The following is a 25,122-nucleotide window of genomic DNA, read 5'->3' as shown; positions in this document are numbered from 1 at the left end:
GGGGGGGGGGGGGGGGGGGGGCCGTGGGCGACTGGCGACTGACCGCAATCGTGCGGTGCATCGAGGGGGAACGGTAGCGAGCCGGACGCTACGCTGCGCCGTGGCGACTTCGCGGTGTCGTGCCGGCAGCATCGTTCCGCGTAGCCGGTCAAACCCGCCGGCGAAGCGAAAGGGAGCTGGCCGGCATCACCGGCCAGCGCAGCGCAGCCCGCGAGAACGGGCTTGCGCCGCCAGCGTTACGACTGGACGAACGCCAGCAGGTCGGCGTTCAGCACATCGGCGTTGACCGTCAGCATCCCGTGCGAATAGCCCGGATACGTCTTCAGCGTGCCGTTCTTCAGCAGCTTGACCGACTTCAGCGCCGAATCGGCGATCGGCACGATCTGGTCGTCTTCGCCGTGCAGCACGAGCGTCGGCACGGAGATCGACCGCAGGTCTTCGGTCTGGTCCGTTTCCGAGAACGCCTTGATGCCTTCGTAGTGCGCCTTCGCGCTGCCGATCATGCCCTGGCGCCACCAGTTCTGGATCACGCCCGGATGCACCGTCGCGCCCGGCCGGTTGAAGCCGTAGAACGGGCCCGACGGCACGTCGAGGAAGAACTGCGCGCGATTGTCGGCAAGCGCCTTGCGGAAGCCGTCGAAGACCTCGAGCGGCAGGCCTTCCGGGTTCGCGTCGGTCTTCAGCATCAGCGGCGGCACCGCGCTGACCAGCACCGCCTTCGCGACGCGGCCTGCCGGCTCGCCGTGGCGGGCCACGTAGCGCGCGACTTCGCCGCCGCCGGTCGAGTGGCCGATATGGACCGCGTTGCGCAGGTCGAGCGCTTCGGCCACCGCGAACGCGTCCGCCGCGTAGTGATCCATGTCGTGGCCGTCGGAAACCTGCGCCGACCGGCCGTGGCCGCGACGATCGTGCGCGACCACGCGATAGCCCTTCTGAACGAAGAACAGCAGTTGGGCATCCCAGTCGTCGGAAGACAGCGGCCAGCCGTGGTGGAACATGATCGGCTGCGCATCCTTCGGGCCCCAGTCCTTGTAGAAGATGTCGACGCTGTCCTTCGTGGTGATGTAAGGCATGGCTTCAGGCTCCTTTGGGGTAGGTGAACGTCACGTGCCGGCCGGCCACCCGGGCGGATGTCGGTGTCGAACTGCGGCGCGGCGGCACACCGCGCCGGTCGATGCGGCACCTGAGTGTTGTAACGGAAAACCGCGACCGTGTCATGAAGCCAATTGCATACCGCCGTGTATCGGTTCTCCGCGGGCAACGACGATGTGTGGCGCGAACGACCATGCCGCGTTCGTCACCGGTCCGGACGGGCGCAACCTCGAAGCGATGTGCTCGCATCCCGAGGCTTGACCGCTCAACGCAACTAACCGCACGACTTCGCACGCCCCAACCCTCGTGCCTCAACCGTCCGTCGACACGGTCACCGCCTCCCACGCGCGCATGTCGTCTTCCAGCGCCGGCCATTTGGCGCGCACGAGCCGAAGCGCATCGCTGCCGAGCAACAGATGGGCCGGCGGATGGTCCGCCTCGATGACCGCGAGCATGGCACGCGCGGCCTTCACGGGATCGCCCAACTGACGGCCGCTGTTCTCCTCGCGCGCGTGACGGATCGGCTCGAAGAGCGCGTCGTAATCGGCGATCGAGCGCGGCGTGCGCGTCATCGAGCGGCCGGCCCAGTCGGTGCGGAACGAGCCCGGCGCCACGGCGGTCACCGCGATGCCGAACGGCTCCAGCTCCTTGCCGAGCGTGTCGGAAATCCCTTCCAGCGCGAACTTGCTGCCGCAGTAATAGGCAATGCCGGGCATCGTGATGTGGCCGCCCATCGACGTGATGTTCAGGATGCGGCCGCGCCGGCGTGCGCGCATGAACGGCACGACGGCCTTCATCATCGCGACGGCGCCGAATACGTTCACGTCGAACTGTCGGCGCATCTCCGACAGCGGCGACTCCTCCATGATGCCTTCGTGCCCGTAACCGGCGTTGTTCACCAGCACGTCGACGGGCCCGACGCTCGACTCGATCTCCGCGACGACGCCGTCGATGCGCTCGAAGTCGGTCACGTCGAGCACGCGCCCGATGGCCGCATGCGGGGACAGCGCTTCGAACGCCCGCTTCGCCGCTTCGCTTCTCACGGTGCCGACCACCGTATGACCCGCGGCCAGCGCCGCTTGTGCAAGCGCGCGGCCGAAGCCGCTGCTGACGCCGGTGATGAGCATGATAGTGCCGGATGCCATGTGAGCTTCTCCCGAATGTCGATCGAAGCATGCATACTAGTCTGACGATCTACGTAAACTAAGCCCGGTTCCGCTGATTTTCTTGCACAAAACTATGAGCACCGCGCCCTCTTCGTCCCGATCGCCGCAGCTGCCCGCGCGCAGCCGCCAACACCTGATCGCGTTGCTGCATGCATTGGCGCCGGACGAAGGCTACAACCTGACCGCACTGCCGAGCGTGCGCATCCTGCGCTCGAACCGCGCGCTGTCGCGCACGCCGGTGCTGTACGACCCGGGCATCGTGATCGTCTGCCAGGGCAGCAAGCGCGGCTATTTCGGCGGCGAACGCTACCTGTATGACGAGGCCCACTACCTGGCCGTAGCGGTGCCCGTGCCGTTCAGCATGGAAACCGACGCAACGGCGGCGCACCCGCTGCTCGCGCTGTATCTGCACCTCGATTTCCCGATGGCCGCCGAACTGGCCGCGCAGATCGACCGCGAAGGGATCGCCGAACCCGCGCAGGCGCCGAGAAGCATGATGTCGACGCCGATGGACGACGCGATGCAGGCGACCGTGCTGCGTTTCGTCGAGGCGCTGCACCGGCCGCTCGAAGCGGCGGTGCTCGGCCGCGGGTTGCTGCGCGAACTGTATTTCCGCGTGCTCACCGGCGCGCAGGGCAGCGCCATGCGCAACGCGCTGGCGATGCGCGGACAGTTCGGCCGGATCGGCCGTTCGCTGCGCCTGATCCACGCCGACTACGCGCAATCGCTCGACGTCGCGCAACTGGCCGCGGAAGCCGGCATGAGCGTGCCGAGCTTCCATAGCCACTTCAAGGCGATCACGCAGGTGTCGCCGATGCAGTACCTGAAGTCGACGCGGCTGCATCAGGCGCGCTTGCTGATGGTGCGCCAGGACCTGACCGCGGAGGCGGCCGGCCATGCGGTCGGTTATGCGAGCCCGTCGCAGTTCAGCCGGGAATTCAAGCGGCTGTTCGGGCTCACGCCCGCGCAGGAGACGAAGCGCATGCGTGCGCAGTTCGCGATTCCGGCGGCGTTCGAGGATGCGGTGTTCGTGTCGTCACACTGAGCGACGCGGCGCGAGCGGCACGCGTGACTCGGCGGGCCCGAGGCCCCGTGCGTGAAACTAGTCGGGACGTGCACACTCTCCGCCCGCGGCATCGCGCACCAGACCCGCCAGCGATTTCAGGATGAACGCGGTCACGCCCCAGATGTCCTGCGTCTGATCCGCCCAGTACCAGGCGCCGGCGCGTTCGCCGTCGCCGTATTGCCGCGACAGATCGGGATTCAGCAGCGTCGAAAACGGAAACTCGAAAATCGCCTCGACTTCAGCGGGTGCGGCTTCCCATGCGGCCGTCTCCGGCACGAAGCCGATCACGGGAAAAATGGCGTGATTGCGCTTTCTCGTTTTATGAATCGGCAGGCTTCCGATCATCCGCACCGCATCGGGCGCGAGGCCGATTTCCTCGAACGCCTCGCGCAGCGCAGTCGCGCCGATGCTGGTGTCCGATTCCGCCGGACGTCCGCCGGGGAAACTTACGTGCGACGAGTATTCGCTGAGCCCCGACGATCGCTTGGTCAGCAGGATCGTCGGCTCGCGCCGCGTGACGATCGCAACCAGGACAGCGGAGAATTTCCACTGTCGGTCGTTGTCCGCGAGGTAGAGCTGCGCCGTCGGCCACGGCGTGTCGGCCGGGATCAGCAGGTTTTCCACGCCGCGTGCGAGCATTTCCAGCATGGATTGCGGTGAAGCGGTGCCCGCCGATGCGTTCGCGAATCCACCCCCGGTTTTCAGGTGGCTTCCGTCGGATGCCATGTCTTCCTCCTGCATGCAGGATGCTGCAAGCGTTGAGCGACACGGAACCCGACCTGTGTTGCATGGGCACGGCGTCGTTGTGTTTGAACCGGACGGTTCCGGATTCGCAGGCGGCCGCCGGCTCCGGCGAAAAAATTGGCGCGATCGTTGCGAAAATTCGCGTGGCCGGGCCGAAGCGGAGAACCCTGATGATGCACGAAAATTGAAATGCCGAGCGACCGCGCATCGATCGATGCACTCGGTCCGGCAGAATGCAGGATCGTGCCGAAGCATCCCGACATCCGGGCGATGCTCGCGCGCCCCGACCAGCACGCCCCTCTCACACGAGATCGAGATGACCCAGTACGCGTTCCGCCTGCTCAATGTATTCGCCGAATCCACCTTCGGCGGCAATCCGCTATGCGTGTTCGAAGATGCGCGCGGCATGGACGACGCGACCATGCAGGCACTGGCCGTGCAGTTCAACCTGTCGGAAACGACGTTCGTGCTGCCGTCGGCGCATGCGCATGCCCGCGTGCGCATCTTCACGCCCGGCCATGAAATGGCGTTCGCGGGCCACCCGACGCTCGGAACCGCGCATGTCGCGCGCGACCTGCTGAAGGCAGGCGACACACTCGCACTCGAATTCAAGGCCGGCGTGGTCGACGTCAAAGCCGGCGACGACGTGTGGACGTTCACCGCCCCGCATGCGGGCATGCCGAAAACGGCGCCTTGCGCGTTGCCCGATACCGACACGGCGGCCATGCTGGGACTGACGACGGACGATTTCCTCGCACCGCCGCTTTGGGTCGACACCGGCGCGGACCAACTGCTGGTCGCCGTCAGGAACCCCGCCGCCGTGCGCCGCGCCCGGCCCGACAGCGCCTGCCTCGAGCGCTGGCCGACCAACAGCCTCGGTCGAAAGACCGCCTATGTGTTCGCGTTCGACCCGCATCGTCCCGGGAAAGTGGTCTCCCGCTATTTCTTTGCGAAACAGGGCGGCGGGATTTTCGAAGACCCGGGCACGGGGTCGGCCTGCGCGAATCTCGGCGGCTGGCTGCTTGCGGCCCATCACGCGCTGCCCGCCGCGTTTGAGGTCGAACAGGGCGAAGCCGTCGGCCGGCCTTGCCTGCTGCGGTTGTCGGTCAGCTCGAACGGTGAAATCAGCGTCGGCGGTCGCGTGGTCGAGCTCGGACGCGGCGTCATCAACGTGTAGACGCAACGACCTGCGACGCCGGACGCGCGCGCGACACGCCGCCATCCATGCGTCGTGCGTGCTGCGGGCCGGCGCGGGAGCGATCGACGGCCGGGGCATCGACGCACGCCAGGCGTCGCCGCGCTTGCCATGCTGCACCCATCGCCCGCCCGAGCCGATCGCCGACATCAACGACCCGGCCGCCGAAATCGCGCACACGTCGTGCGCCGCCTGCAACGCGTGCTTCGGCACGGCAGCCGTGTAGCCGCTCGTCGAGCGCGCGTAGGGCATGAGCAGCAGCGCTTCCATCACATGCTCGCGCATCTGGCCGAACCGCTCGCGCGGTTCGTGATCCTCGCGGCTGCACCCGATCGGCTTCGCGAATACGACCGGGCGCGGCAACCGTCATTGCGCCGGGTCTTTCAGTTCGATCAGCAGATCCTTCGCCGCGACTCGCTCGCCCGGCTTCACATGCACGGCCGCGATCTCGCAGTCGCGCTCCGCCGCGATGTGCGTTTCCATCTTCATCGCCTCGAGCGCGATCAGCGTCGTGCCGGCCGACACACGCTGCCCCGGCTGCACGGCCACCGTGACCACCGAGCCCGGCATCGGCGCGGCGACATGCAGCGGATTGGCCGGATCGGCACGCTGCAGGCCATGACGCTCGTTGCCCGCCTGCACGACGCTCTTCTGCTCGACCAGCGCGGAACGCGACTGGCCGTTCAGTTCGAACAGCACCTTCACGATACCGTCCTGCGCGTCGGCGTGCTGGCCCTGCAGCGACACGAGCAGCGTCTTGCCCGGCTCGATGTCGATCGCCACTTCTTCCTGCGGCTGCAGCCCGTACAGGAACGCCGGCGTCGGCACGACCGACGTGTCGCTGTAGGCACGCACGTGCGCGTAATAGTCGACCGTCTGCTTCGGATACATCAGGTAGGACGCGAGCTGCCGGTCGTCGAGCGGGCGCTCGCACGCGGTCTCGGCCTGCTTGCGTGCCGCGTCGAGGTCGACCGGCGGAAGCTGGTCGCCGGGACGATACGGCGCCGGCGGTTCGCTCTTGAGCACCTTGCGCGACAACTCGGCCGGGAAGCCGTCGGGCGGGAAACCCAGCTCGCCCTTGAACAGCGACACGACCGACTCGGGGAACGCGATGTCCTTGTCCGGATTGCGCACGTCGTCCACGCCGAGGTCGTTCGCGACCATCATCAGCGCCATGTCGCCGACCACCTTCGACGTCGGCGTGACCTTCACGATGTCGCCGAACAGGCGATTGACGTCCGCATACGCGCGCGACACCTCGGTCCAGCGATGATCGATGCCGAGCGAGCGCGCCTGCTCGCGCAGGTTCGTGTACTGGCCGCCGGGCATCTCGTGACGGTAGACGTCGGCCGTGCCCGCGCGGATCTCCGATTCGAACGGCGCGTAATAACGGCGCACGCCTTCCCAGTACATCGACGCTTCGTGCAGGCGGTCCTGATCCAGCCCGGGATCGCGCTCGCTGCCGGCCAGCGCCGCCGCGATGCTCGACAGGTTCGGCTGCGACGTGAGCCCGCTCATCGCGTCGAGCGCGCCGTCCACCGCGTCGCAGCCCGCACCGACCGCCGCGAGCACCGACGCCGCGGCGATCCCGCTCGTGTCGTGCGTATGGAAATGCACGGGCAGCCCGGTTTCTTCCTTGAGCGCCTTCACGAGCGTCGCGACCGCCTGCGGGCGGCAGATACCGGCCATGTCCTTGATGCCGAGCACGTGCACGCCGGCCCGCTGCAGCTCGCGCGCGATGCCGACGTAATACTTGAGGTCGTATTTCGAGCGCGACGTGTCGAACAGGTCACCGGTGTAGCAGATCGCGCCTTCGCAGAGCATCCCGCTCTCGCCGACCGCATCGATCGCCACGCGCATGTTGCGCACCCAGTTCAGAGAGTCGAACACGCGGAACACGTCGACGCCCGCGCTCGCGGCCTGCTGCACGAAGAAGCGCACGACGTTGTCCGCGTAGTTCGTGTAGCCGACTGCGTTCGAGCCGCGCAGCAGCATCTGGAACAGGATGTTCGGCACGCGCTCGCGCAGCAGCGCGAGCCGCTCCCACGGGTCTTCCTTCAGGAAGCGCAGCGCGACGTCGAAGGTCGCGCCGCCCCAGCATTCGAGCGAGAACAGCTGCGACAGCTCGCGTGCGTAGAACGGCGCGATCGGCAGCATGTCGGCCGTGCGCATGCGCGTCGCGAACAGCGACTGGTGCGCATCGCGCATCGTCGTGTCGGTCAGCAGCACCTGCTTCTGGTCGAGCATCCAGCGCGCGAACTTCTCGGGGCCGAGCTCGCGCAGTCGATCGCGCGTGCCGGCCGGAATCGCCACCGCCGTATCGACCTTCGGCAGCACGGGTTTCGGCAGCGGCAATGCCGGCAGCGTGCGGCCGTTCATCTCCGCATTGCCGTTCACGTTCAGCTCGCCGAGATAGCGCAGCAGCTTCGTCGCGCGATCGCCGCGCTTCGCGAATGCGAGCAGCTCCGGCGTCCTGTCGATGAAGCGCGTCGTCACGTCGCCCGCGATGAAGGCCTGGTGATTGATCACGTTCTCGAGGAACTGCAGGTTCGACGTGACGCCGCGAATCCGGAACTCGCGCAGCGCGCGATCCATCCGGTGAATCGATTCGGCGGCCGTCGGCGCCCAGGTCGTCACCTTGACCAGCAGCGAGTCGTAATACGGCGTGATCACCGCGCCGCCGTAGGCGGTGCCGGCGTCGAGGCGCACGCCGAAGCCCGCCGCGCTGCGATAGGCCGTGAGCCGCCCGTAGTCGGGCAGGAAGTCATTCTCCGGATCCTCGGTCGTGATCCGGCATTGCAACGCGTTGCCATTCAGCGGAATCGCCTGCTGCTCCGGCACGCCGGCCGCGCGCGCGACGAGCGCACCCTCGCCGTCCGTCGCGTCCTCCGCGAGGCCGATCCGGCCGCCTTCGGTGATGCGGATCTGCGCCTTCACGATGTCGATACCGGTGATCATCTCGGTCACCGTATGCTCGACCTGGATACGCGGGTTCACCTCGATGAAATAGAACTGGCCGGTGTCGGCGTCCATCAGGAACTCGACGGTGCCGGCATGCGTGTACCCGACCGCGCGCATCAGGCGCAGCGCCGATTCGCACAACGCCTGCCGGCCGTCGTGATCGAGATACGGCGCCGGTGCGCGTTCGACGACCTTCTGGTTGCGCCGCTGCACCGTGCAGTCGCGCTCGTACAGATGCACGACCGTGCCGTGCAGGTCGCCGAGCACCTGCACCTCGACGTGCCGCGCATTGCGTACGAGCTTCTCGACGTACACCTCGTCGTTGCCGAACGCGGCCAGCGCCTCCCGGCGCGCGACAGGCAGCAGTGTTTCGAGGTCCTGATCGTTTTCCAGTACGCGCATCCCGCGTCCGCCGCCGCCCCAGCTCGCCTTCAGCATCAGTGGATAGCCGACTTGCGCGGCCAGCGCGCGGCATACGTCGAGATCGTCCGGCAACGGCGCGGTCGCGGGCATCACGGGCACGCCGGCGGCGATCGCCGCATTGCGCGCGGCCACCTTGTTGCCGAGCGTGCGCATCACGTCCGGCGACGGGCCGATCCAGCGAATGCCGGCGTCGATCACGGCCTGCGCGAAATCAGGGTTCTCGGACAGGAAGCCGTAGCCCGGATGGATCGCGTCGACCTTTGCCTGCCGCGCGACGCGCAGGATGTCGTCGATGTCGAGATACGCGGCGAGCGGCTTCTTGCCTTCGCCGATCAGGTAGCTCTCGTCCGCCTTGAAGCGATGCAGCGCGAGGCGGTCTTCCTTCGAATACACCGCCACCGTACGCATGTTCAGTTCGGCGGCGGCACGCATCACGCGGATCGAGATTTCCGAGCGGTTCGCGATCAGGATGGACTGGATGGGGGTAGGCGTCACGGCGGCCATGGATAGTGAATGGTTGAATTGAGTTCGCCGCCGCGCCGTGCTCCGCCCGCCTGCTTCATTGGGCGGCGTGCGGATCGTCGCGTCGGTCATTCGCGGTGCATCGTCGCGGCTTGCGCCAGTCGACATGTTCGCCAGATCGCCGGATAGCCGCTATCGACATCGCGACGACGAATAGCATCCAGCCGACCAACCGGAAATAAGGGACGGGCTCGCCGGCCGGTCCGGTCGTCGGTCGAAGCACGGCGAGCCCGTGGCACGAACCGCGCTCGCGACAGGATCAATCGCGGTGATCGAACAGCGGTGCGTGATCCATCCAGTCGTAGCCGGCCGTTCCCTTTGCCCACGCCCAGTTCGTATCGCGGCGGCGTTCACCGGACGATTCGCGCGTCGGCGCGGATCGATCTGCTTCCACCGCGCGTTCGCGCGCAACGCGACGCGCATCGTTCCTGGAAACCGTGTTTTCGTTTGCCGTAGTCAGTCATTGCATTCACCTTACGATTGAAAAGCGGGTCGCCTCTCGAACCGTGCGGTTCGTTTCGTCAGGAAAGACCGGTCAGACGAGAGGACATCGAACATGTCGTCTCGTAAAGGCAAAAAGCAGGCCACATGGAATATCACACGGACGGCGTTGATGGACGGGGCTCGGGCGCGCAGCCCGGCCTCGTACCGACTCAGATATGGAATCGAAGTTTCAATTCTGAAATCCCGCCAGCCGGGACCGGTCAGCCGAGCGGACCGATGGGCCAGGAGAAGTCAACGTCAATCGGGCCGGCATCGCACACCGCTGAGAAAGGATCCGAAATCGCCCTCCCGACGCGTCTCACCTCCATCAGATCCCGTGCGCGCTCAACCGCGCGCCGTACCAGCGCGAGAACCGGTCGACGTAAGCCTCGGTGAACGGCGAGAACACGCCCGGCGCATACGCAGGATCCTGGGTGCCCGCGTGCGTGATCTCGACGAGGTGCTTGTCTTGCGTATTCGTCGCGACCCATACCTCGGTCAGATCCGACAGCGTGTAATCGACGCCCTCGACCGCGTCGGCATGGACGAGCCATTTCGTGCGCACGAGCGTCTTGTCCGGTGCGAGCGGGATGATGTACGAAATCACCGCGTGGTCGCTCATCACGTGGGTCCACGAATTGTGCGTCCACAGATGCGTATCGCCGAGATCGCGCCGTTGCAGGTCGCCGAACAGCTTCGTGCTCGCCACCTTCGTGCTGATCGTCTGCGATTCGCCCGCGCCGGCGATCACGAGCTGCTGCGTCCTGAACTGCGTGACGGCATCCTCATCGAGCCATTCGACGGCCGAGCCGAGGAAGCCTTCGCGCGCCCAGTTCGCCTGGCAGCTGGCGTTGCGCGCCTGGTATTCCTCGAACGCCCGAAGCTGTTCGTCCGTGAGGTTTTCCGGGCAGAAGCCAAAATCCTCGGGCAGGAACGACGCGGTCAGCTCGGGATGGGTGCCCGCGCAGTGATAGCACTCGCGGTTGTTCTCGATCACCAGCTTCCAGTTGCCGTGCTCGACGATCTCCTGCTCGAACGCGATCTTTGTATGCCGCAGGTCGTACGGCGCGAAGCGCGGCGCCATCGTGTCCTCGAGCTTCGCGATGTCCTCGGGTGCATCGTCGTCGAGGCACACGAAGATGTGCGTGCCGATGATGCGCGTCTTCACCGGAATCAGGCTGCGGCAGGTCGTGTCGAAATCCTTGCCCATGTGCGTCGCGTGGCGCAGCGTGCCATCGAGGTCGTACGTCCATTGATGATAAGGACACACAAGCATTCCGACGGTCGACTTCCCCGCCTCCTTCAGGCGCGCGCCACGGTGACGGCACACGTTCCGGTAGGTTCGGACGTTCTCGTCGTCGTCGCGCACGATGAAGATCGACGACTTGCCGATGTCGACGGTCGACACGTCGCCGGGCTCCGGAACGTCGGCCGTCACGCCGACCAGGATCCAGTGCTTCCGGAAGAAGATCTCGACATCCGTTTCGAAGACGTCCTGACGGCCGAACAGTTCACCGGGCATCCCGTGGCCCGGTTGGCGGCTGCGGATCAGGTCGCCGTGCGCCTTGACTTGCACTTCGGACATCGTCTTTCTCCAATCCCAAGGTTCGTGAAATCGCGCGGCTTCGAATGTTCCGCGTCGATTTCAGTATTGGATCGATGAAAAAGAGCGTCAACGCGCTTTATTTTCGTTCTGGTATTACCTGGGATCATGCGAAGCGGACAGAGCGAAAATCGCCGCGAAAGTCTGCCGGCGTGCCTGCGTCAGTCCTGCCTGACGTCCGCGCGCAGCCAGTCGACGAGGCCGTCGATCGCCGGCGTGATCGTCTTCCCGTGCGGCACCACGATGTAATAGGCGTCCGTCATCTGCAAGGACACCACCGGCAACCGCACCAGTTCCCCGGCGTCGAGCAGGTCGTGGACGAGCCGCCCCCAGCCGAGCGCGACACCATGACCATAGCGGGCGGCATCGATCGCATCGGTATATAAGCTGCAGCGCAGCGCGTAATTCAACCGGTCGGGCCGGAAGCCGGCGGCATGGAACCACGCCTCCCACCCCATCCAGCCCTCGGACGTCGAATCGGACTCCACCAGCGCGACGGCGGCGAGTTCCGCCAGCGATTCCGGCGCGCCGTGCTGCCGCAGCCAGGCCGGCGAGCAGACGGGAAAGACTTCTTCGTCGAACAGGCGGATCGCGGTGCCGTCGGCCCAGCGACCGTTCCCATAGCGCACCGCGATGTCGATTTCGTTGTGGCGCAGATCGGCGGTGAACATCAGCGTCGCGAGACGCAACTGCAACTCGGGCTGCGCGGCCTTCAGCGCGGCGAGCCGCGGCAGCAGCCGGAAATGCGAGAACGCGGAGGTCGCCGCGAGGACGAGTTCCTGCCGGATCGGGCCGCTCGTCAGACGGTCGAACACGCCGGCGATCTTCTGCATCGACTCGGCCATCACCCGGTACAGCGCCGCACCCTCGTCGGTCAGTTCGATCGAGCGATGCAGCCGATGGAACAGGCGCGTGCCGAGCAGGTCCTCGAGGAACTTGATCTGCCGGCTCACCGCGGCCTGCGTGACGCCGAGTTCGTGCGCGGCCAGCGTGAAGCTGCCGAGGCGGGCGACCGCCTCGAACTCGACGAGCGCCGTCACGGACGGGATCAGACGGCGATAGCCTTTGGGGGTTGCGGACGCAGGTTTCATCTGACGAACGCGTGGTGCGGGGGCAGCGTGCTATTGACCGATCTCGACCCCGGCATCGAGCCAGCCGCGCATCATCACGCCGACCTCGTCGCCCAGCCACTTCCGGAACAGCCGGTATTCCTCGCGCGGCTGCGCATTCCGGTGCGTGATCAGATAGTGATGGCGATCGCGGAACACCAGCACGTCCTGTACCGGACGCACCAGGGTGCCTTGCTCGATCTGCCGGTGCACGAGGTGATGCCAGCCCAGCAGCGTCCCCTCGCCGGCCTCGGCCTGGGCGACGAGCAACCGGTAGTCGTTGCTTTCCAGATACTTGTTCTCGGTCAGCGTGTCGGTACCGTCGCCTTGCTGGAACCAGTTGCGCCACACGCGCCAGTCGACGTGCTCGCACACCTGCGCGCGGCCGAGCATCGACAGGTTCAGGGTCGGGCACGACAGCAGGTCCAGCGGCTTCAGCGACCGGCCGCGAAAATGGCGTTCGTGAAAGGACGGGCTGCAAACCGGATACACGATGTCGTGAAACAGCGGCTCGGCTTCGAACTCGGGCTCGCGCGGCGGGTTCTTCGTGATGATCACATCGGGCTCGATGAGCCCGTCGAGTTCCATGAAGTGTTCGGTGACGATCACGTTCAGCCGGATATCCGGAAACCGCTCGCGAAACGCGGGCAGCCGCGACGACAACCAGAGCGCCGAGAACGTATGCGACACGCAGATCATCAGCGCGTGCCTGTCGGTGCGGCGCACCGCCTCCGCCGCCTCGGCGATGTTCATGATCGACAGGTACGACGCGTTGTAGAGGACGCGCCCCGCATCCGTCAGCGCGATATGCCGGCCGGTGCGCTCGAACAGCGCGACGTCGAGCGAATCCTCGAGTTCCTTGATCTGCCGGCTGATCGCGGCCTGCGTCACGCACAGCACCTCGGCCGCCTGGGTGAAGCTCTCGTAGCGCGCCGCCGTCACGAAGCACCGCAGCGCGCGAAGCGACGGCATCTGCGCGAGAAGTCGGTCGGCAAACAATTGCTTCTTCAACATGGCTTTCACTCTCAAAACGGAGGTCGGATGCGGCGTCGGCGCACCCGTCGACGGCAGTCCCCATCGGCTGCCTGCGAGCAGGCTCATCGCAAACCTTTCGATTATCTGAATATTACGCTTGCGAGTCGGCCGGGCGGCGTCGCGATGACGTCATTCTCGATCGATTGTGCACTGCGTCGCCATTATCGGAAGCGATGATGGAGACGGCAAGGCGCACGGTGGTGCCGCCCATCCGCCCCCGCGCCAGGCCACTGCGCGGCGCGGGGGCGCAGCGCACCATACGCGATGCCGACGCGGCGTAGCGTCGTTCGTTCTGTCGCGCGCCGCGTGCGCCATTCTCGCCGGCCGAGCGGCCGCTGGCCATACTCGCGCGACATGGTGCAGGACAACATCGCAGCCGATCGGCGGCTCGACAAGCCGCCGAAACGGTTTCGCCGCAACCTGCAGCCTGGGCCGCGCGGCCCCGGGGTGCAGCGTGCGCGGCGCGCCCCACTTAGTCGAGCTTCAACCAGGTGGTCTTCAACTCGCAATATTGATCGTGTGCGTACACGGATTTGTCGCGGCCGCCGAACCCCGACTGCTTGAAGCCGCCGAACGGCGTCGACAGGTCGCCTTCGCCGAAGCAGTTCACCGTGACCGTCCCCACACGAATCCGCGCGGCGACCTTGTGCGCGCTGTTCACGTTGTCGGTCCACAGCGACGCGGCCAGCCCGTAGCACGTATCATTCGCGATCCGCACCGCGTCGTCGACGTCGTCGTATTCGATGAAGCACACGACCGGCCCGAACACCTCGTCGCGCGCGATGCGCATCTCCGGCGTCACCTGATCGAAGATCGTCGGCTCGACGAACCAGCCGCCCGTCTCCGCGAGGATCGCGCGCCCGCCGCATACCACGCGCGCGCCTTCCGCCTTCGCCTGTTCGATATGGCCGAGCACCTTCTCGTAATGCTTCTGTTCGATCAGCGCGCCGAGCTTCACGTCCGGATCGAGCGGATCGCCGGTCTTCCAGCCGGCGAGCACCGCCTGGACCTTCTCCAGCAGTTCCGCCTTGCGGCTCGACGGAACGAGGATCCGCGAGCCGGCGCTGCAGTTCTCGCCCATGTTCCAGAACGCGGCCGCAACTGCCTGCTCGGCCACCGCGTCGAGGTTCGCGACGTCCGGCAGGATGACCTGCGGATTCTTGCCGCCGCACTCGAGCACGACGCGCTTCAGGTTCGTATCGGCCGAGTAGTGCAGGAACCGCTTGCCGGTTGCGGTCGAACCGGTGAACGCGACGAGATCGACGTCCGGATGCCGGCCGATCGCCTCGCCGGCCTCGGCGCCGAACCCCGTGACGACGCTGAACACGCCCGGCGGCACGCCGGCTTCCATCGCGAGATCGGCGATGCGCAGCGTCGACAGCGACGTCTGCTCGGCCGGCTTCACGACCACGCTGTTGCCCACCGACAGCGCGGGGCCAATTTTCCATGCGAGCATCAGCGCCGGGAAATTCCACGGCAGCACCGCGCCGACGACGCCGATCGGCTCGCGCGTGATCATGCTCACGACACCCGCACCGGACGGCGACAACGCGTCGTAGCGCTTGTCCGTCACTTCCGCATGCCAGCGGATGCACGCGGCCGACTCGGGAATGTCGAGCCCCAGGCATTCGCCGATCGGCTTGCCGGCTTCCAGCGCCTCGAGCAGCGCGAGTTCCTCCGCGTGTTCGTCGATCAGCTGCGCGACGCGCAGCAGCACCGCCTTGCGATGCGCGGGTGCGGCCTTCGACCAGACGCCCGACTCGAACGCTTCGCGCGCGGCCGCGACCGCGCGATCGACGTCGCGGTCGCTACAGCGCGCCACTTCGGCAAGCACCTTGCCGGACGCCGGGTTGAGCGTCGCGAACGTCTCACCCGACGCTGCCGCGCTGCGCTGCCCCGCGATGAACGCACGACCGTCGAGCGACAACGCGTTCGCCTTCTGTTTCCAATCCTGATGGGTCGTCATGTCGTTTCCTCAAAAATCAAAGCTCGGCACCAGCCGAGAATTCCTTGGCCCAGATCGTCGCCGACACGGCCAGGTCGACGAGCGGCCGAACCGGCAGTGGACGCGGATGCGGCTGCTTCAGCAACTGCTGCACGAGGCTGTTCGATTCGCCGAGCGCGTATTCGGCGATCAGCTTGCCGGAGGCCGACCCGCGGCTCAGCCCGAGGCCGTTGCAGCCGATCGCCTCGTAGAGGCCGTCGTCGCGCCTGCCGAACAGCGCACCGTTGTTCGAGGACAGGCACAGCGGCCCGCCCCACGTATATTCGAGCTCGACGCCGCCGAGCATCGGGAAGCGGCGCTCGAACGAGCGCTGATGCAGATGCCGCGATTTCGCGAGATCGGCCTGCGACAGCTTCACGTCCGGCCGGAACGCGAAATGGTTGCGCACGCAAATGCGATCGGTGACCAGGCGCCGCACCGTCGTGCCCATCGGATCGGCCGGAATCAGCGCCCACGAGCGCGTGCCGCCGAGTCTCGCCACTTCGTCGGGGTTCATCGGGCGCGTGAGCGACGCGAACGTATAGACCGGCAGCAAACCGTTCGAATGCATGCCGAAGGTCGCCGCGTATGCGTTGGTGCACAGGATCACCTGCTTCGCGACGATCGTGCCGCCGGCGAAATGCAGTACGCGCGTGTCGCCGCGCGGTTCGATCCGCTTCACCGGGCTGAGCTCGAACACCGTCACGTTCGCCGGTTGCGTCGCCGCCAGCCCGCGCATCAGCGCCGCCGGCTGCACGGTGCTGCAGCCCGGCGTGAACAGCGCGCCCGTGTAGAACCCGGTGCCGGTCACGGCCTGGATCGCCGGCTGATCGAGCCATTCGAATGCTTCGCCGATGCGCGACAGCCCGTCGGCGAAATGCGCGAGCGCGGCCGCGCCCTTCCGGTTGACCGACGCGTGGAATTTGCCGTCGTCGCGCCAGTCGCAGTCGATGCCGAAACGCCGCACGATCTCGCGCACATAGTCGATGCCGTGCCGCTGAAACCGCACGTCCGCACGATCCTCGTCGATGCTGCGCGAGTAGCTTTCGCTGCTGATGTCGTGCGGCAGGTCGACGAAGAATCCGGAATTGCGCCCGGACGTGGTGCGGCCGATCCGGTCGGCCTCCACGAGCGCGATGGACGCACCGGGTGCCAGTTCCGCCAGCCGGCGCGCGGCACAAAGCCCGGTGATGCCGCCGCCGACGACGACCCAGTCGAACCGGCTGTCCGACTTGACGGTATTGGCGTCCGGTGCGGGCGGAAGACTCTCCCACCACCCGTTCATCCCGTCCGGCGCCGGAAACCGCGCGAATTCCAGAGTCGAGCCCATGACGGATTACCGGCCGTCGCGCAGCAGCGGCTTGACGAGCTTCGCGAACGCGTCGCGCTCGTCGCCCGACAACGCCCCGAGCGGCGCGCGCGCGACGCCGACCGGCAGCCCGGCCAGCTCGCAGCCGTAGCGCACGTACTGAATGAACTTGCCGCTGCGCTCGAGCAGTTCGAGCACCGGCAGAAGTTGGGCCATCAGCTTGCGACCGGTCGCGAAATCGCCGCGCTTCACGCATGCGTCGAACAGGTCGGTGTGCGCTTCCGGCAGGAAGTTCGATGCGCCGCCGACCCAGCTGCGCGCGCCCCACGCGAAGAACTCGAGCGCCTGGTCGTCCATCCCGCAGCTCAGCACGAGCCGGCCGCTGAAATGCGTCGACAGGTGATGCAGATGCGCGATGTCGCCGGTGCTTTCCTTCACCGCGACGAAGTTCTTGCGCTCGAGCAGCGTCTCGAGAATGTCGTCGCCGATTTCGGTGCCCGTGCGGGCCGGGAAGTTGTACAGCATGATCGGCATGTCGAGCGCGTCGTCGACCGCGAGCAGGTGCGCGAGCAGTTCCTGCTGCGTCGGCTGCGCGTAGTACGGCGCCGCCACCAGCAACGCGTTCAGTCCCGCGCGCTTCGCTTCGCGGCCGAGGCGCAGCACCTCCTTCGTCGTGGTCGCGTTGATGCCCGCGGTCAGGAACGTCTTGCCGCCGGCCGCAGCCGCGACCGTGTCGAACGTGCGCACGCGCTCGTCGAAGCTCAATGCGTAGTATTCGCCCGTCGTCCCGCCGATGCCCAGGCCGGATACCCGGCCCGCAAGATCGGCCGCATGCCGGCCCAGCAGTTCGTGGTTGATTTCGCCGTCCGCGTCGAACGGGGTGACCAGCGGAGTGTGTACGCCCTCGAAGCTCATTTTCGATTCCTCAATCAAGTGGTTGCACCAGGTTCCCGCCCGTCAGGCAGGAAACCGGCAATTCGACACAACGTCGTCGGTACGTCGCTGCATACGCGCAGCGACGCCGATCGATTCACTACGTGATCCGAACGATGTTCGAGGTTCAGACCGATTCCCGGATCAGGCGAACGCCTCCGCGTGCGCGTAGACGGGAAACTGGCTGCACAGGTCGCGCACGCGGGTCCGTACCGACCGCTCGACCGCTTCGTCGCCGCTTGGATTGCGCTCGAGCGCGGCCAGCACTGCCAGGATCAATTCGCCGATCTGCTCGAACTGCGCGGTTCCGAAGCCGCGCGTGGTGCCGGCCGGCGTGCCGAGCCGGATGCCGGACGTGACGGTCGGGTTTTCCGTATCGAACGGAATCCCGTTCTTGTTGCAGGTGATGCCCGCGCGCTCCAGTGCCTTCTCGGCCTGCGCGCCGGTGATGCGCCGGGCGCGCAGGTCGACCAGCAGCAGGTGGTTGTCGGTACCGCCCGTGACGAGCGTCAGGCCGCCGGCCGTCAGCACGCGCGCGAGCGCCTGCGCGTTGCGCAACATCTGCTCGATATAGCGGGTGAATTCCGGCCGAAGCGCTTCCGCAAAGGCCACTGCCTTGCCGGCGACGACATGCATCAGCGGCCCGCCCTGCAACCCCGGAAACACCGCCGAATCGATCTGCTTCGCGACCTCGGCGTGGTTCGTCAGGATGAAGCCGCCGCGCGGGCCGCGCAGCGTCTTGTGCGTGGTGGACGTCACCACGTCGGCGAACGGCACCGGGTTCTGATGCCGGCCGGCCGCGACGATGCCCGCGATGTGCGCCATGTCGACCATCAGCTTCGCATCGACGCTGTCGGCGATCTCGCGAAACGCGGCGAAGTCGAGCGCCCGCGGATACGCGGAGTAACCGGCGATGATCAGCTTCGGGCGATGCCGCTCGGCGAGCCGGCGCACGTCGTCGTAATCGATGCGCAGCGTGTCGCGGTTCACGCCGTACTGCACCGCGTTGAACCACTTCCCCGACAGCGCGGGCCGCGCGCCGTGCGTAAGGTGGCCGCCCGCATCGAGCGACATGCCCATCACCGTGTCGCCCGGCTTGACGAGCGCGAGCATCACCGCGCCGTTGGCCTGCGCGCCCGAATGCGGCTGGACGTTGGCGTGGCTCGCGTCGAACAGCGCGCACGCGCGATCGATTGCGAGCGCCTCGATCCGGTCGACATGGTCGCAACCGCCGTAGTACCGCCGCGACGGATAGCCTTCCGCGTACTTGTTCGTCAGCACGGTGCCCTGTGCTTCCAGCACCGCCGCCGACGCGATGTTTTCAGATGCGATCAGTTCGATCTGGGTTTGCTGGCGACGCAGCTCCAGCGCGATCTCCGACGCGATCACCGGATCCCGGCTCTGAAGCGTTTCGGAAAAAAAGCGGGCGTTCTCGTTCACTTGCTGACTCCGCGACGCGATTCGTGACATGCTGCATGGACTGCGCGTACCGCACATCGCGAGGCCGGCGCCATCGTTGCGGCTCCGCCCCATCGGCTTCGGGCGATACGCCCCGCCGGTTCGCGCGGACGACGCCGATCGCATCGTCTGCGCCACCGGGGCGCGGCTTTACTGCTGCAGCCAGGCCTTGAGCTTCTCCGGGTGTGCATCGACGAACTTCTTCGCGGCGCTCGCGTAGTCGTTCGTGCTGTTCCCCTCGAACTCGATCGCCTCGACATCGGCCAGCGTCAGCTTCAGGTGCTTGAAGAACACGTCGGCGCGCGGGAACTTGCCCGCGAACTTCTTCGACGCGAACGCATGAATCTGCTCTTCGCCGCCCAGCGTGCCCTTCGGATCCTTCAGGTAACGCATCTGCCACTTCTGGAACAGCCAGTGCGGGCTCCAGACCGTCGCGACGATCCACTGCTTCGACTGGTACGCACGCGACACGCTCGCCAGCATGCCGGCCTCGCTCGACGCCTGAAGGTTGTAGCCGTCCAGGTTGTACGCCTTGATGGTCTTCTCGGATGCCTGCATCAGGCCGCCGCCCGGCTCGATGCCCTGGATCGTGCCGTTCAGCTTGCTCTTGACTTCCGGCTTGCTCAGGTCGGCGATCGACGACAGCTCCGATTCCGGAATGTAGGTTGGCACCGCCCAGCCGTTCTTGCCGCCGGTGTAGATGATGCCGACGTCGTCCAGGTCGTTCTTGTACTTCGCGTAGTAGGTCCCGTGCGTGACCGGCAGCCAGCCCCCGACCATGATGTCGAGATCGCCACGCGCGACACCCTGGTACTGGATGCCGATGTCGGCCTGGACGAACTGCACTGGTTGCTTGAGCTGCGTCTCGAGCACGTACTTCGCGACGTTCGCCACCGCGAGCACGTCCGCCCAGTTGGTCACCGCGATCTTGACCGGCTCGGCCGCCGATGCCGCGCCCACACCTGCACTGCAGGCCACCACCGTCGATACCGCAAGTTTCGCCAGAAGCGACTTGAACGTATGGGTATTCATCTAGTACTCCTTTTTAATCACGCGAGTCTTTCAAGGGTGAGGAACGCCTTCGATCGGCGTTTCCGGTCTCCACGCACTGCTACACCGGTTCCGCCGCGGCACCGTGGCCGCGACGCTTCATCGTCCTTCAAATGCCTTCGACCGCCCTGTTCGTCAGGTGCGTGCCGCGCCACGCGGGCCGGCCTTGCCGGCGCGCACGATCGGCTTCTTCGCCTTCTTCTTCGCCTTCACGCCGAAGCTTTCCGTCAGGCGATCCAGTACGATCGCGAGCAGCACGACGCCCAGCCCGCCTTCGAAACCGATCCCGATGTCGAGACGCTGAATGCCGCTCAGCACGTATTCGCCGAGGCCGCCCGCGCCGATCATCGACGCAACCACCACCATCGACAGCGCCATCATGATCGTCTGGTTCACGCCGGCCATGATCGACGGCAGCGCGTTCGGCAGCTGGATCTTCCACAGCAGCTGCCAGTCGGTGCTGCCGAACGAGCGCCCTGCCTCGATCAGTTCCTCGCGGACCTGCCGGATGCCGAGCGTCGTCAGCCGCACGACGGGCGGCATCGCGAACACGATCGTCGCGATCACCGCCGGCACGCGTCCGAGCCCGAACAGGATCACGGCCGGGATCAGGTACACGAACGCGGGCATCGTCTGCATGAAGTCGAGCAGCGAGCGCAGGATCATGCCGATCCGGTTGTTGCGCGCGCCCCAGATCCCCAGCGGGACGCCGATCACGAGGCTGAAGAAGGTCGCCGCGGTGACGAGCGCGAGCGTCGATACCGTCTGTGCCCACAAGCCCATGTAATGGATGACGAGCAGCGCGAGGCCGACGAAGATCGAGAACGCGATGCCGCGGCGCCACAGCGCGAGCCCCACCATGATCACGACCATCGCGATGAACGGCACGGCGGCGAGACCGTCTTCGAGCAGTTTCACGACCGCGCCGAGCCCCGCCGAAAACGTGTCGAAACCACCGCGGAAATGCAGAAACAGAAAGTTGACGAAGTCTTCCGCGAACTTCCCGATCACCGACGCGTTCATGCTGCCCTCCGTTGCATCATCTGCTTGAGTATCGTCCGGCAGGACACGACGCCCGCCAGTTGTCCCGCCGCGTCCGTCACCGGCACGTCGTGCTGCCGGGTCAGCGCGATCGACGCGAGCCGATGCAGATCCGTATCGATCGACACCGCATGGAAGTCGGGCAGGAATGCCTCGCGAATCGGCCGGGCACCGGACCGGTGCAGTGTGGCGGCCGTCACGCAGCCGAGGTAATGGCCGGCCTCGTCGCACACGTAGCCGCATTCCGCGCCGCTGTCGATCAACCGGTTCAGGTAGCGGTCGGACGACGTGCCCGCGTCGCACTGAATCAGCCCGCGCTCGATCTTCGTCAGCAGGCTCGACGCCTTCAGGAAGCGCGATACGTCGACATTGCGGAAGAAGTCCTGCACGTAGGCGTCCGCCGGTGTCTGGATCAGTTCGGCCGGCGTGCCGACCTGGATCAGGCAGCCGTCCTTCATGATGCCGATGCGGCCGCCGATCTTCACCGCCTCCTCGATATCGTGGGAGATGAACACGATCGTGCGCTGCTCTTCCTTCTGCAGGCGCAGCAGCTCGTTCTGCATTTCGAAGCGGATCAGCGGATCGAGCGCGGAGAATGCCTCGTCCATCAGCAGGACCGACGGGTTCACCGCGAGTGCGCGGGCAAGGCCCACGCGCTGCTGCATGCCGCCGGACAACTCGCTCGGCAGCAGCTTCTCGTACGACCCGAGCCCGACGCGCTCCAGCGCGGCACGCGCGACCTCGTAGCGCTGCGCTTTCTTGATCCCCGCGACCTCGAGCCCGTACGCGATGTTGTCGAGCACGGTCCGGTTCGGCAGCAGCGCGAACGACTGGAACACCATCGCCATCTTCCGGCGTCGAACGTCGCGCAATTCCGGCGTCGACATCGGTGCGATGTCGCGGCCTTCGAGCACGACCTGCCCGGACGTCGGTTCGATCAGCCGGTTGAGCAGACGAACCAGCGTCGATTTGCCGGAGCCCGACAGCCCCATGATCACGAAGATCTCGCCGGCCCGCACGCTCAGGCTCACGTCGTCGACCGCCACCATGTTGCCGGTTTCGGCGAAGATCTCGTTGCGCCCGACGCCGCGCTTCATCAGCTCGATCGCACGCTCGGGCTTCGGACCGAAAATCTTCGACAGGTGCTTGACGGTCAGGATGTCGGTTCCGGTCGCGATACTCGACCGGGCGATCGACGGCGCGCCGTCGGTGGAGATTGCTCCGGGGGGAAGTACGTCGCCCGGTGCAAACGTCAGATTTGGGGCCATTCTGTCATCCCGACTAACTGGTAACGGAAACCGCGAACTCCGCACGTGTCGCCATCGATTGCCGGCTTGCTGCCGGAGCTCGATGCCGCGCTCGCGTGGTTGACGGCGCTGATTCAGTGACTGCAGCGTATCAATCCAATTTCGTCGCTCCAGATACATTTTCTGTGCGCTTTTCCATACCTTTGGTAATGCATCGAATGCGGGCAAAATGGCATGACTGCCCCGAAACCGTGCGAATGACGTGAAAACCAGTGCCGGTGCGGCTGTGCGGGATTGGACGAGAATTGCGCCGAGGCGGCGTGCGTGGCGTGCGCAGGGGTGCGCTAGGGGAAAATCCCGACGAGGGGACTTAAGGGAAACTACCAGGAAGACGCGCATTCGACGGCGCACATGGCCGTCGGGCCGGCTCTCGGCAGGGCGGCCCGGCAGATGCTCGCGATGTTCAAGCGTCCCTTGCCGCGGGACCTCGCGGCGCTCGACGCGTAAGCGCGTCGCGCAAAGCAAGCGGCCGCCCGAAGGCGGCCGCGCGAAGAGGCACTGATGCGCCGCTTACTTGCTGTAGTCGTACACCCCCCGCCCCGTCTTGCGCCCCAGCCGCCCTGCCGACACCATCTCGCGCAGCAGCGGGCACGCACGGTACTTCGTGTCGCCAAAGTCCTTCAGGAACACGTCCATCACCGCGAGACACACGTCGAGCCCGACGAGGTCGGCCAGCGCGAGCGGCCCGATCGGATGGTTCGCGCCGAGCTTCATCCCCGCGTCGATCTCCTCGGCCGACGCGATGCCTTCGGCCAGCACGAAGAACGCTTCGTTGATCATCGGCACGAGGATCCGGTTCACGACGAAGCCCGGCGCGTTGCGCACGCCGATCGGCGACTTGTCGAAACGCTCGGTCAGCGCGCGCACCGCCGACGCGGTCGCGTCGCTCGTCTGCAGCCCGCGGATGATCTCGACGAGCGGCATCAGCGGCACCGGGTTGAAGAAGTGCATGCCGACGAAGCGCGACGGATCGGCGAGCAGCGCCGCGAGCGACGTGATCGAGATCGACGACGTGTTGGTCGCGATGATCGCGTCGGGCCGCGCGACCGACTCGATCTGCTTCAGGATGCGGCTCTTCAGCTCGACGTTCTCGGTCGCGGCTTCGATCACGATGTCGACCGCGGCGAGCTTCGCGTAGTCGGTCGACGTCGTGATGCGCGCGAGCGCGGCGTCGCGTGCGCCGGCGTCGAGCTTATCCTTCGACACGAGCCGCTCGAGGCTGCCCTTCAGGGCGGCGACGCCCTTGTCGAGCGCCGCGTCGCTGACGTCGATCATCACGACGTTGAGTCCTGCAACGGCCGCGGTTTGCGCAATGCCGTTGCCCATGGTTCCGGCGCCCACGACGCCGACGGTTTCGATTGCCATGACGATTCCTGTGTATTCGGGTGCTGAGCGGTCGATTATCAGATGTTCTCGAAGATCGCCGCAATCCCCTGGCCGCCGCCGATACACATCGTCACGAGCGCGTAACGCCCGCCGATGCGCTTCAGCTCGTACAGCGCCTTGACCGTGATCAATGCGCCGGTCGCGCCGATCGGGTGACCGAGCGAAATGCCCGAGCCGTTCGGGTTGACCTTGGCCGGATCGAGGCCGAGCTCCTGCGTGACCGCGCACGCCTGCGCGGCGAACGCCTCGTTCGCCTCGATCACGTCGAGATCGGTGATCTTCAGGCCCGCGCGCTCGAGCGCCTTCTGCGTGGCCGGCACCGGGCCGATGCCCATGTACGCCGGATCGACGCCCGCGTGCGCGTACGCGACGAGACGCGCGAGCGGCTTCACGCCCTGCGCGCGCGCGGCATCCGCGCTCATCATCAGCACCGCGGCGGCCGCATCGTTGATCCCCGACGCGTTGCCGGCCGTCACCGTGCCGTCCTCCTTCACAAACACCGGCTTCAGCTTCGTGAAGTCGTCCGGGCCGGCGTCGTGACGCACGTGCTCGTCGGTGTCGAACGCGACCTCGCCCTTCTTCGTGCGGATCGAGATCGGCAGGATCTGGTCCTTGAAGCGGCCTTCGGCGATCGCGCGCGCCGCGCGACGATGCGATTCGAGCGCGAGCGCATCCTGCGCATCACGCGAAATGCCGTACTTTTTGGCGACGTTCTCTGCGGTCACGCCCATGTGGATCGTCTGGAACGGGTCATGCAGCGCGCCGAGCATCATGTCGACGAGCTTTGCGTCGCCCATGCGCTGGCCGAAGCGCGCGGCCGGCACCGTGTACGGCGCGCGGCTCATGTTCTCCGAGCCGCCGCCGATCGCGACGTCGGCGTCGCCGAGCATGATCGTCTGCGCGGCCGACACGATCGCCTGCAGGCCGGAGCCGCACAGGCGGTTCACGGTCAGCGCCGGCGTGTGCTGCGCGACGCCGCCGTTGATCGCCGCGACGCGCGCGAGATACATGTCCTTCGGCTCGGTGTTCACGACATGGCCGAACACGACATGCCCGACCGCATCGCCCGGCACGTTCGCGCGCGACAGCACTTCGCTCACGACCTTCGCGCCGAGATCGGTCGGCGAGAAATCCTTCAGGCTCCCGCCGAAATCGCCGATCGCGGTACGGACACCGCTCACCACCACGACTTCCTTCGCTGCATTGCTCATCGTCTCACTCCGGTTCGTTCGCGCCCGCGGGCGCGGGGATGCGT

General features: G+C 66.4%; 19 protein-coding genes. 2 read left to right on the top strand and 17 right to left on the bottom strand.

Annotated elements, in window-relative coordinates; translation table 11 throughout:
- Window positions 1-236: 236 nt before the first annotated feature.
- Together U4Z31_RS34990 and U4Z31_RS34985 are read right to left on the bottom strand one after the other, a co-directional pair.
- Window positions 237-1,073, bottom strand: a complete 837-nt coding sequence (locus U4Z31_RS34990; protein ID WP_044848485.1) for an alpha/beta fold hydrolase — start codon at window positions 1,071-1,073, stop codon at window positions 237-239.
- A gap of 330 nt (window positions 1,074-1,403) precedes the next feature.
- Window positions 1,404-2,237 (bottom strand): oxidoreductase, encoded by an 834-nt coding sequence (locus U4Z31_RS34985; protein WP_321812789.1) that lies wholly within the window; start codon window positions 2,235-2,237, stop codon window positions 1,404-1,406.
- 94 nt (window positions 2,238-2,331) lie between these two features.
- On the opposite strand from U4Z31_RS34985, the gene U4Z31_RS34980 reads away from it, so the two are divergent.
- Window positions 2,332-3,303, top strand: coding sequence for an AraC family transcriptional regulator (locus U4Z31_RS34980; protein ID WP_321812788.1), 972 nt, complete (start codon window positions 2,332-2,334; stop codon window positions 3,301-3,303).
- A gap of 57 nt (window positions 3,304-3,360) precedes the next feature.
- Here the strand turns inward: U4Z31_RS34980 and U4Z31_RS34975 are convergent, their stop codons facing one another.
- Window positions 3,361-4,050: a CoA pyrophosphatase gene (locus U4Z31_RS34975; RefSeq protein ID WP_321812787.1), complete on the bottom strand. Its 690-nt coding sequence runs from the start codon at window positions 4,048-4,050 to the stop codon at window positions 3,361-3,363.
- 334 nt (window positions 4,051-4,384) lie between these two features.
- On the opposite strand from U4Z31_RS34975, the gene U4Z31_RS34970 reads away from it, so the two are divergent.
- Window positions 4,385-5,245 (top strand): PhzF family phenazine biosynthesis protein, encoded by an 861-nt coding sequence (locus tag U4Z31_RS34970; protein WP_321812790.1) that lies wholly within the window; start codon window positions 4,385-4,387, stop codon window positions 5,243-5,245.
- A gap of 384 nt (window positions 5,246-5,629) precedes the next feature.
- Here U4Z31_RS34970 and U4Z31_RS34965 read toward each other — a convergent pair whose 3' ends face one another.
- From U4Z31_RS34965 to bktB, 14 genes are all read right to left on the bottom strand, one after another.
- Window positions 5,630-9,151, bottom strand: coding sequence for a pyruvate carboxylase (locus U4Z31_RS34965; protein WP_321812786.1), 3,522 nt, complete (start codon window positions 9,149-9,151; stop codon window positions 5,630-5,632).
- Between the two features lie 277 nt (window positions 9,152-9,428).
- Complete coding sequence (locus U4Z31_RS34960; RefSeq protein WP_260426335.1) at window positions 9,429-9,563, bottom strand: hypothetical protein; 135 nt, start codon at window positions 9,561-9,563, stop codon at window positions 9,429-9,431.
- Window positions 9,564-9,980: 417 nt separating this feature from the next.
- Window positions 9,981-11,237, bottom strand: a complete 1,257-nt coding sequence (locus U4Z31_RS34955) for an aromatic ring-hydroxylating oxygenase subunit alpha (protein ID WP_044848477.1) — start codon at window positions 11,235-11,237, stop codon at window positions 9,981-9,983.
- Window positions 11,238-11,416: 179 nt separating this feature from the next.
- Window positions 11,417-12,346, bottom strand: a complete 930-nt coding sequence (locus U4Z31_RS34950; RefSeq protein ID WP_321812785.1) for a LysR substrate-binding domain-containing protein — start codon at window positions 12,344-12,346, stop codon at window positions 11,417-11,419.
- A gap of 30 nt (window positions 12,347-12,376) precedes the next feature.
- Window positions 12,377-13,378, bottom strand: a complete 1,002-nt coding sequence (locus tag U4Z31_RS34945) for a LysR substrate-binding domain-containing protein (RefSeq protein ID WP_044848475.1) — start codon at window positions 13,376-13,378, stop codon at window positions 12,377-12,379.
- 493 nt (window positions 13,379-13,871) lie between these two features.
- Window positions 13,872-15,365 carry an aldehyde dehydrogenase gene (locus tag U4Z31_RS34940; RefSeq protein WP_321812784.1) on the bottom strand — a complete coding sequence of 498 codons (1,494 nt, stop codon included), beginning with the start codon at window positions 15,363-15,365 and terminating at the stop codon, window positions 13,872-13,874.
- Between the two features lie 16 nt (window positions 15,366-15,381).
- The gene (locus U4Z31_RS34935) at window positions 15,382-16,713 is read right to left on the bottom strand and encodes an NAD(P)/FAD-dependent oxidoreductase (protein ID WP_124521618.1); all 1,332 of its coding nucleotides are present in this window, start codon (window positions 16,711-16,713) and stop codon (window positions 15,382-15,384) included.
- A 6-nt stretch (window positions 16,714-16,719) separates the two neighbouring features.
- Window positions 16,720-17,607: a dihydrodipicolinate synthase family protein gene (locus tag U4Z31_RS34930; protein ID WP_321812783.1), complete on the bottom strand. Its 888-nt coding sequence runs from the start codon at window positions 17,605-17,607 to the stop codon at window positions 16,720-16,722.
- A gap of 162 nt (window positions 17,608-17,769) precedes the next feature.
- Window positions 17,770-19,095 (bottom strand): serine hydroxymethyltransferase, encoded by a 1,326-nt coding sequence (glyA, locus tag U4Z31_RS34925; protein ID WP_321812782.1) that lies wholly within the window; start codon window positions 19,093-19,095, stop codon window positions 17,770-17,772.
- A gap of 138 nt (window positions 19,096-19,233) precedes the next feature.
- Window positions 19,234-20,115 carry a glycine betaine ABC transporter substrate-binding protein gene (locus U4Z31_RS34920; protein ID WP_124521615.1) on the bottom strand — a complete coding sequence of 294 codons (882 nt, stop codon included), beginning with the start codon at window positions 20,113-20,115 and terminating at the stop codon, window positions 19,234-19,236.
- Between the two features lie 153 nt (window positions 20,116-20,268).
- The gene (locus tag U4Z31_RS34915) at window positions 20,269-21,156 is read right to left on the bottom strand and encodes a proline/glycine betaine ABC transporter permease (RefSeq protein WP_321812781.1); all 888 of its coding nucleotides are present in this window, start codon (window positions 21,154-21,156) and stop codon (window positions 20,269-20,271) included.
- Entirely contained in the window at window positions 21,153-22,442 is a 1,290-nt protein-coding gene (locus tag U4Z31_RS34910) for a glycine betaine/L-proline ABC transporter ATP-binding protein (protein ID WP_321797611.1), read from the bottom strand. Before U4Z31_RS34910 ends, U4Z31_RS34915 begins: the two co-directional genes overlap by 4 nt.
- Before the next feature lie 549 nt (window positions 22,443-22,991).
- Window positions 22,992-23,846: a 3-hydroxybutyryl-CoA dehydrogenase gene (locus U4Z31_RS34905; protein WP_124485735.1), complete on the bottom strand. Its 855-nt coding sequence runs from the start codon at window positions 23,844-23,846 to the stop codon at window positions 22,992-22,994.
- A 38-nt stretch (window positions 23,847-23,884) separates the two neighbouring features.
- Entirely contained in the window at window positions 23,885-25,078 is a 1,194-nt protein-coding gene (gene bktB / locus U4Z31_RS34900; RefSeq protein ID WP_044848466.1) for a beta-ketothiolase BktB, read from the bottom strand.
- Window positions 25,079-25,122: the final 44 nt, after the last annotated feature.

Origin of the sequence: Burkholderia sp. BCC1985 (assembly GCF_905339915.1) — a bacterium.
Lineage (GTDB): Bacteria > Pseudomonadota > Gammaproteobacteria > Burkholderiales > Burkholderiaceae > Burkholderia.
The sequence above is the reverse complement of the archived record's forward strand: the minus strand, read 5'-3'. Positions and strand labels throughout refer to the sequence as shown.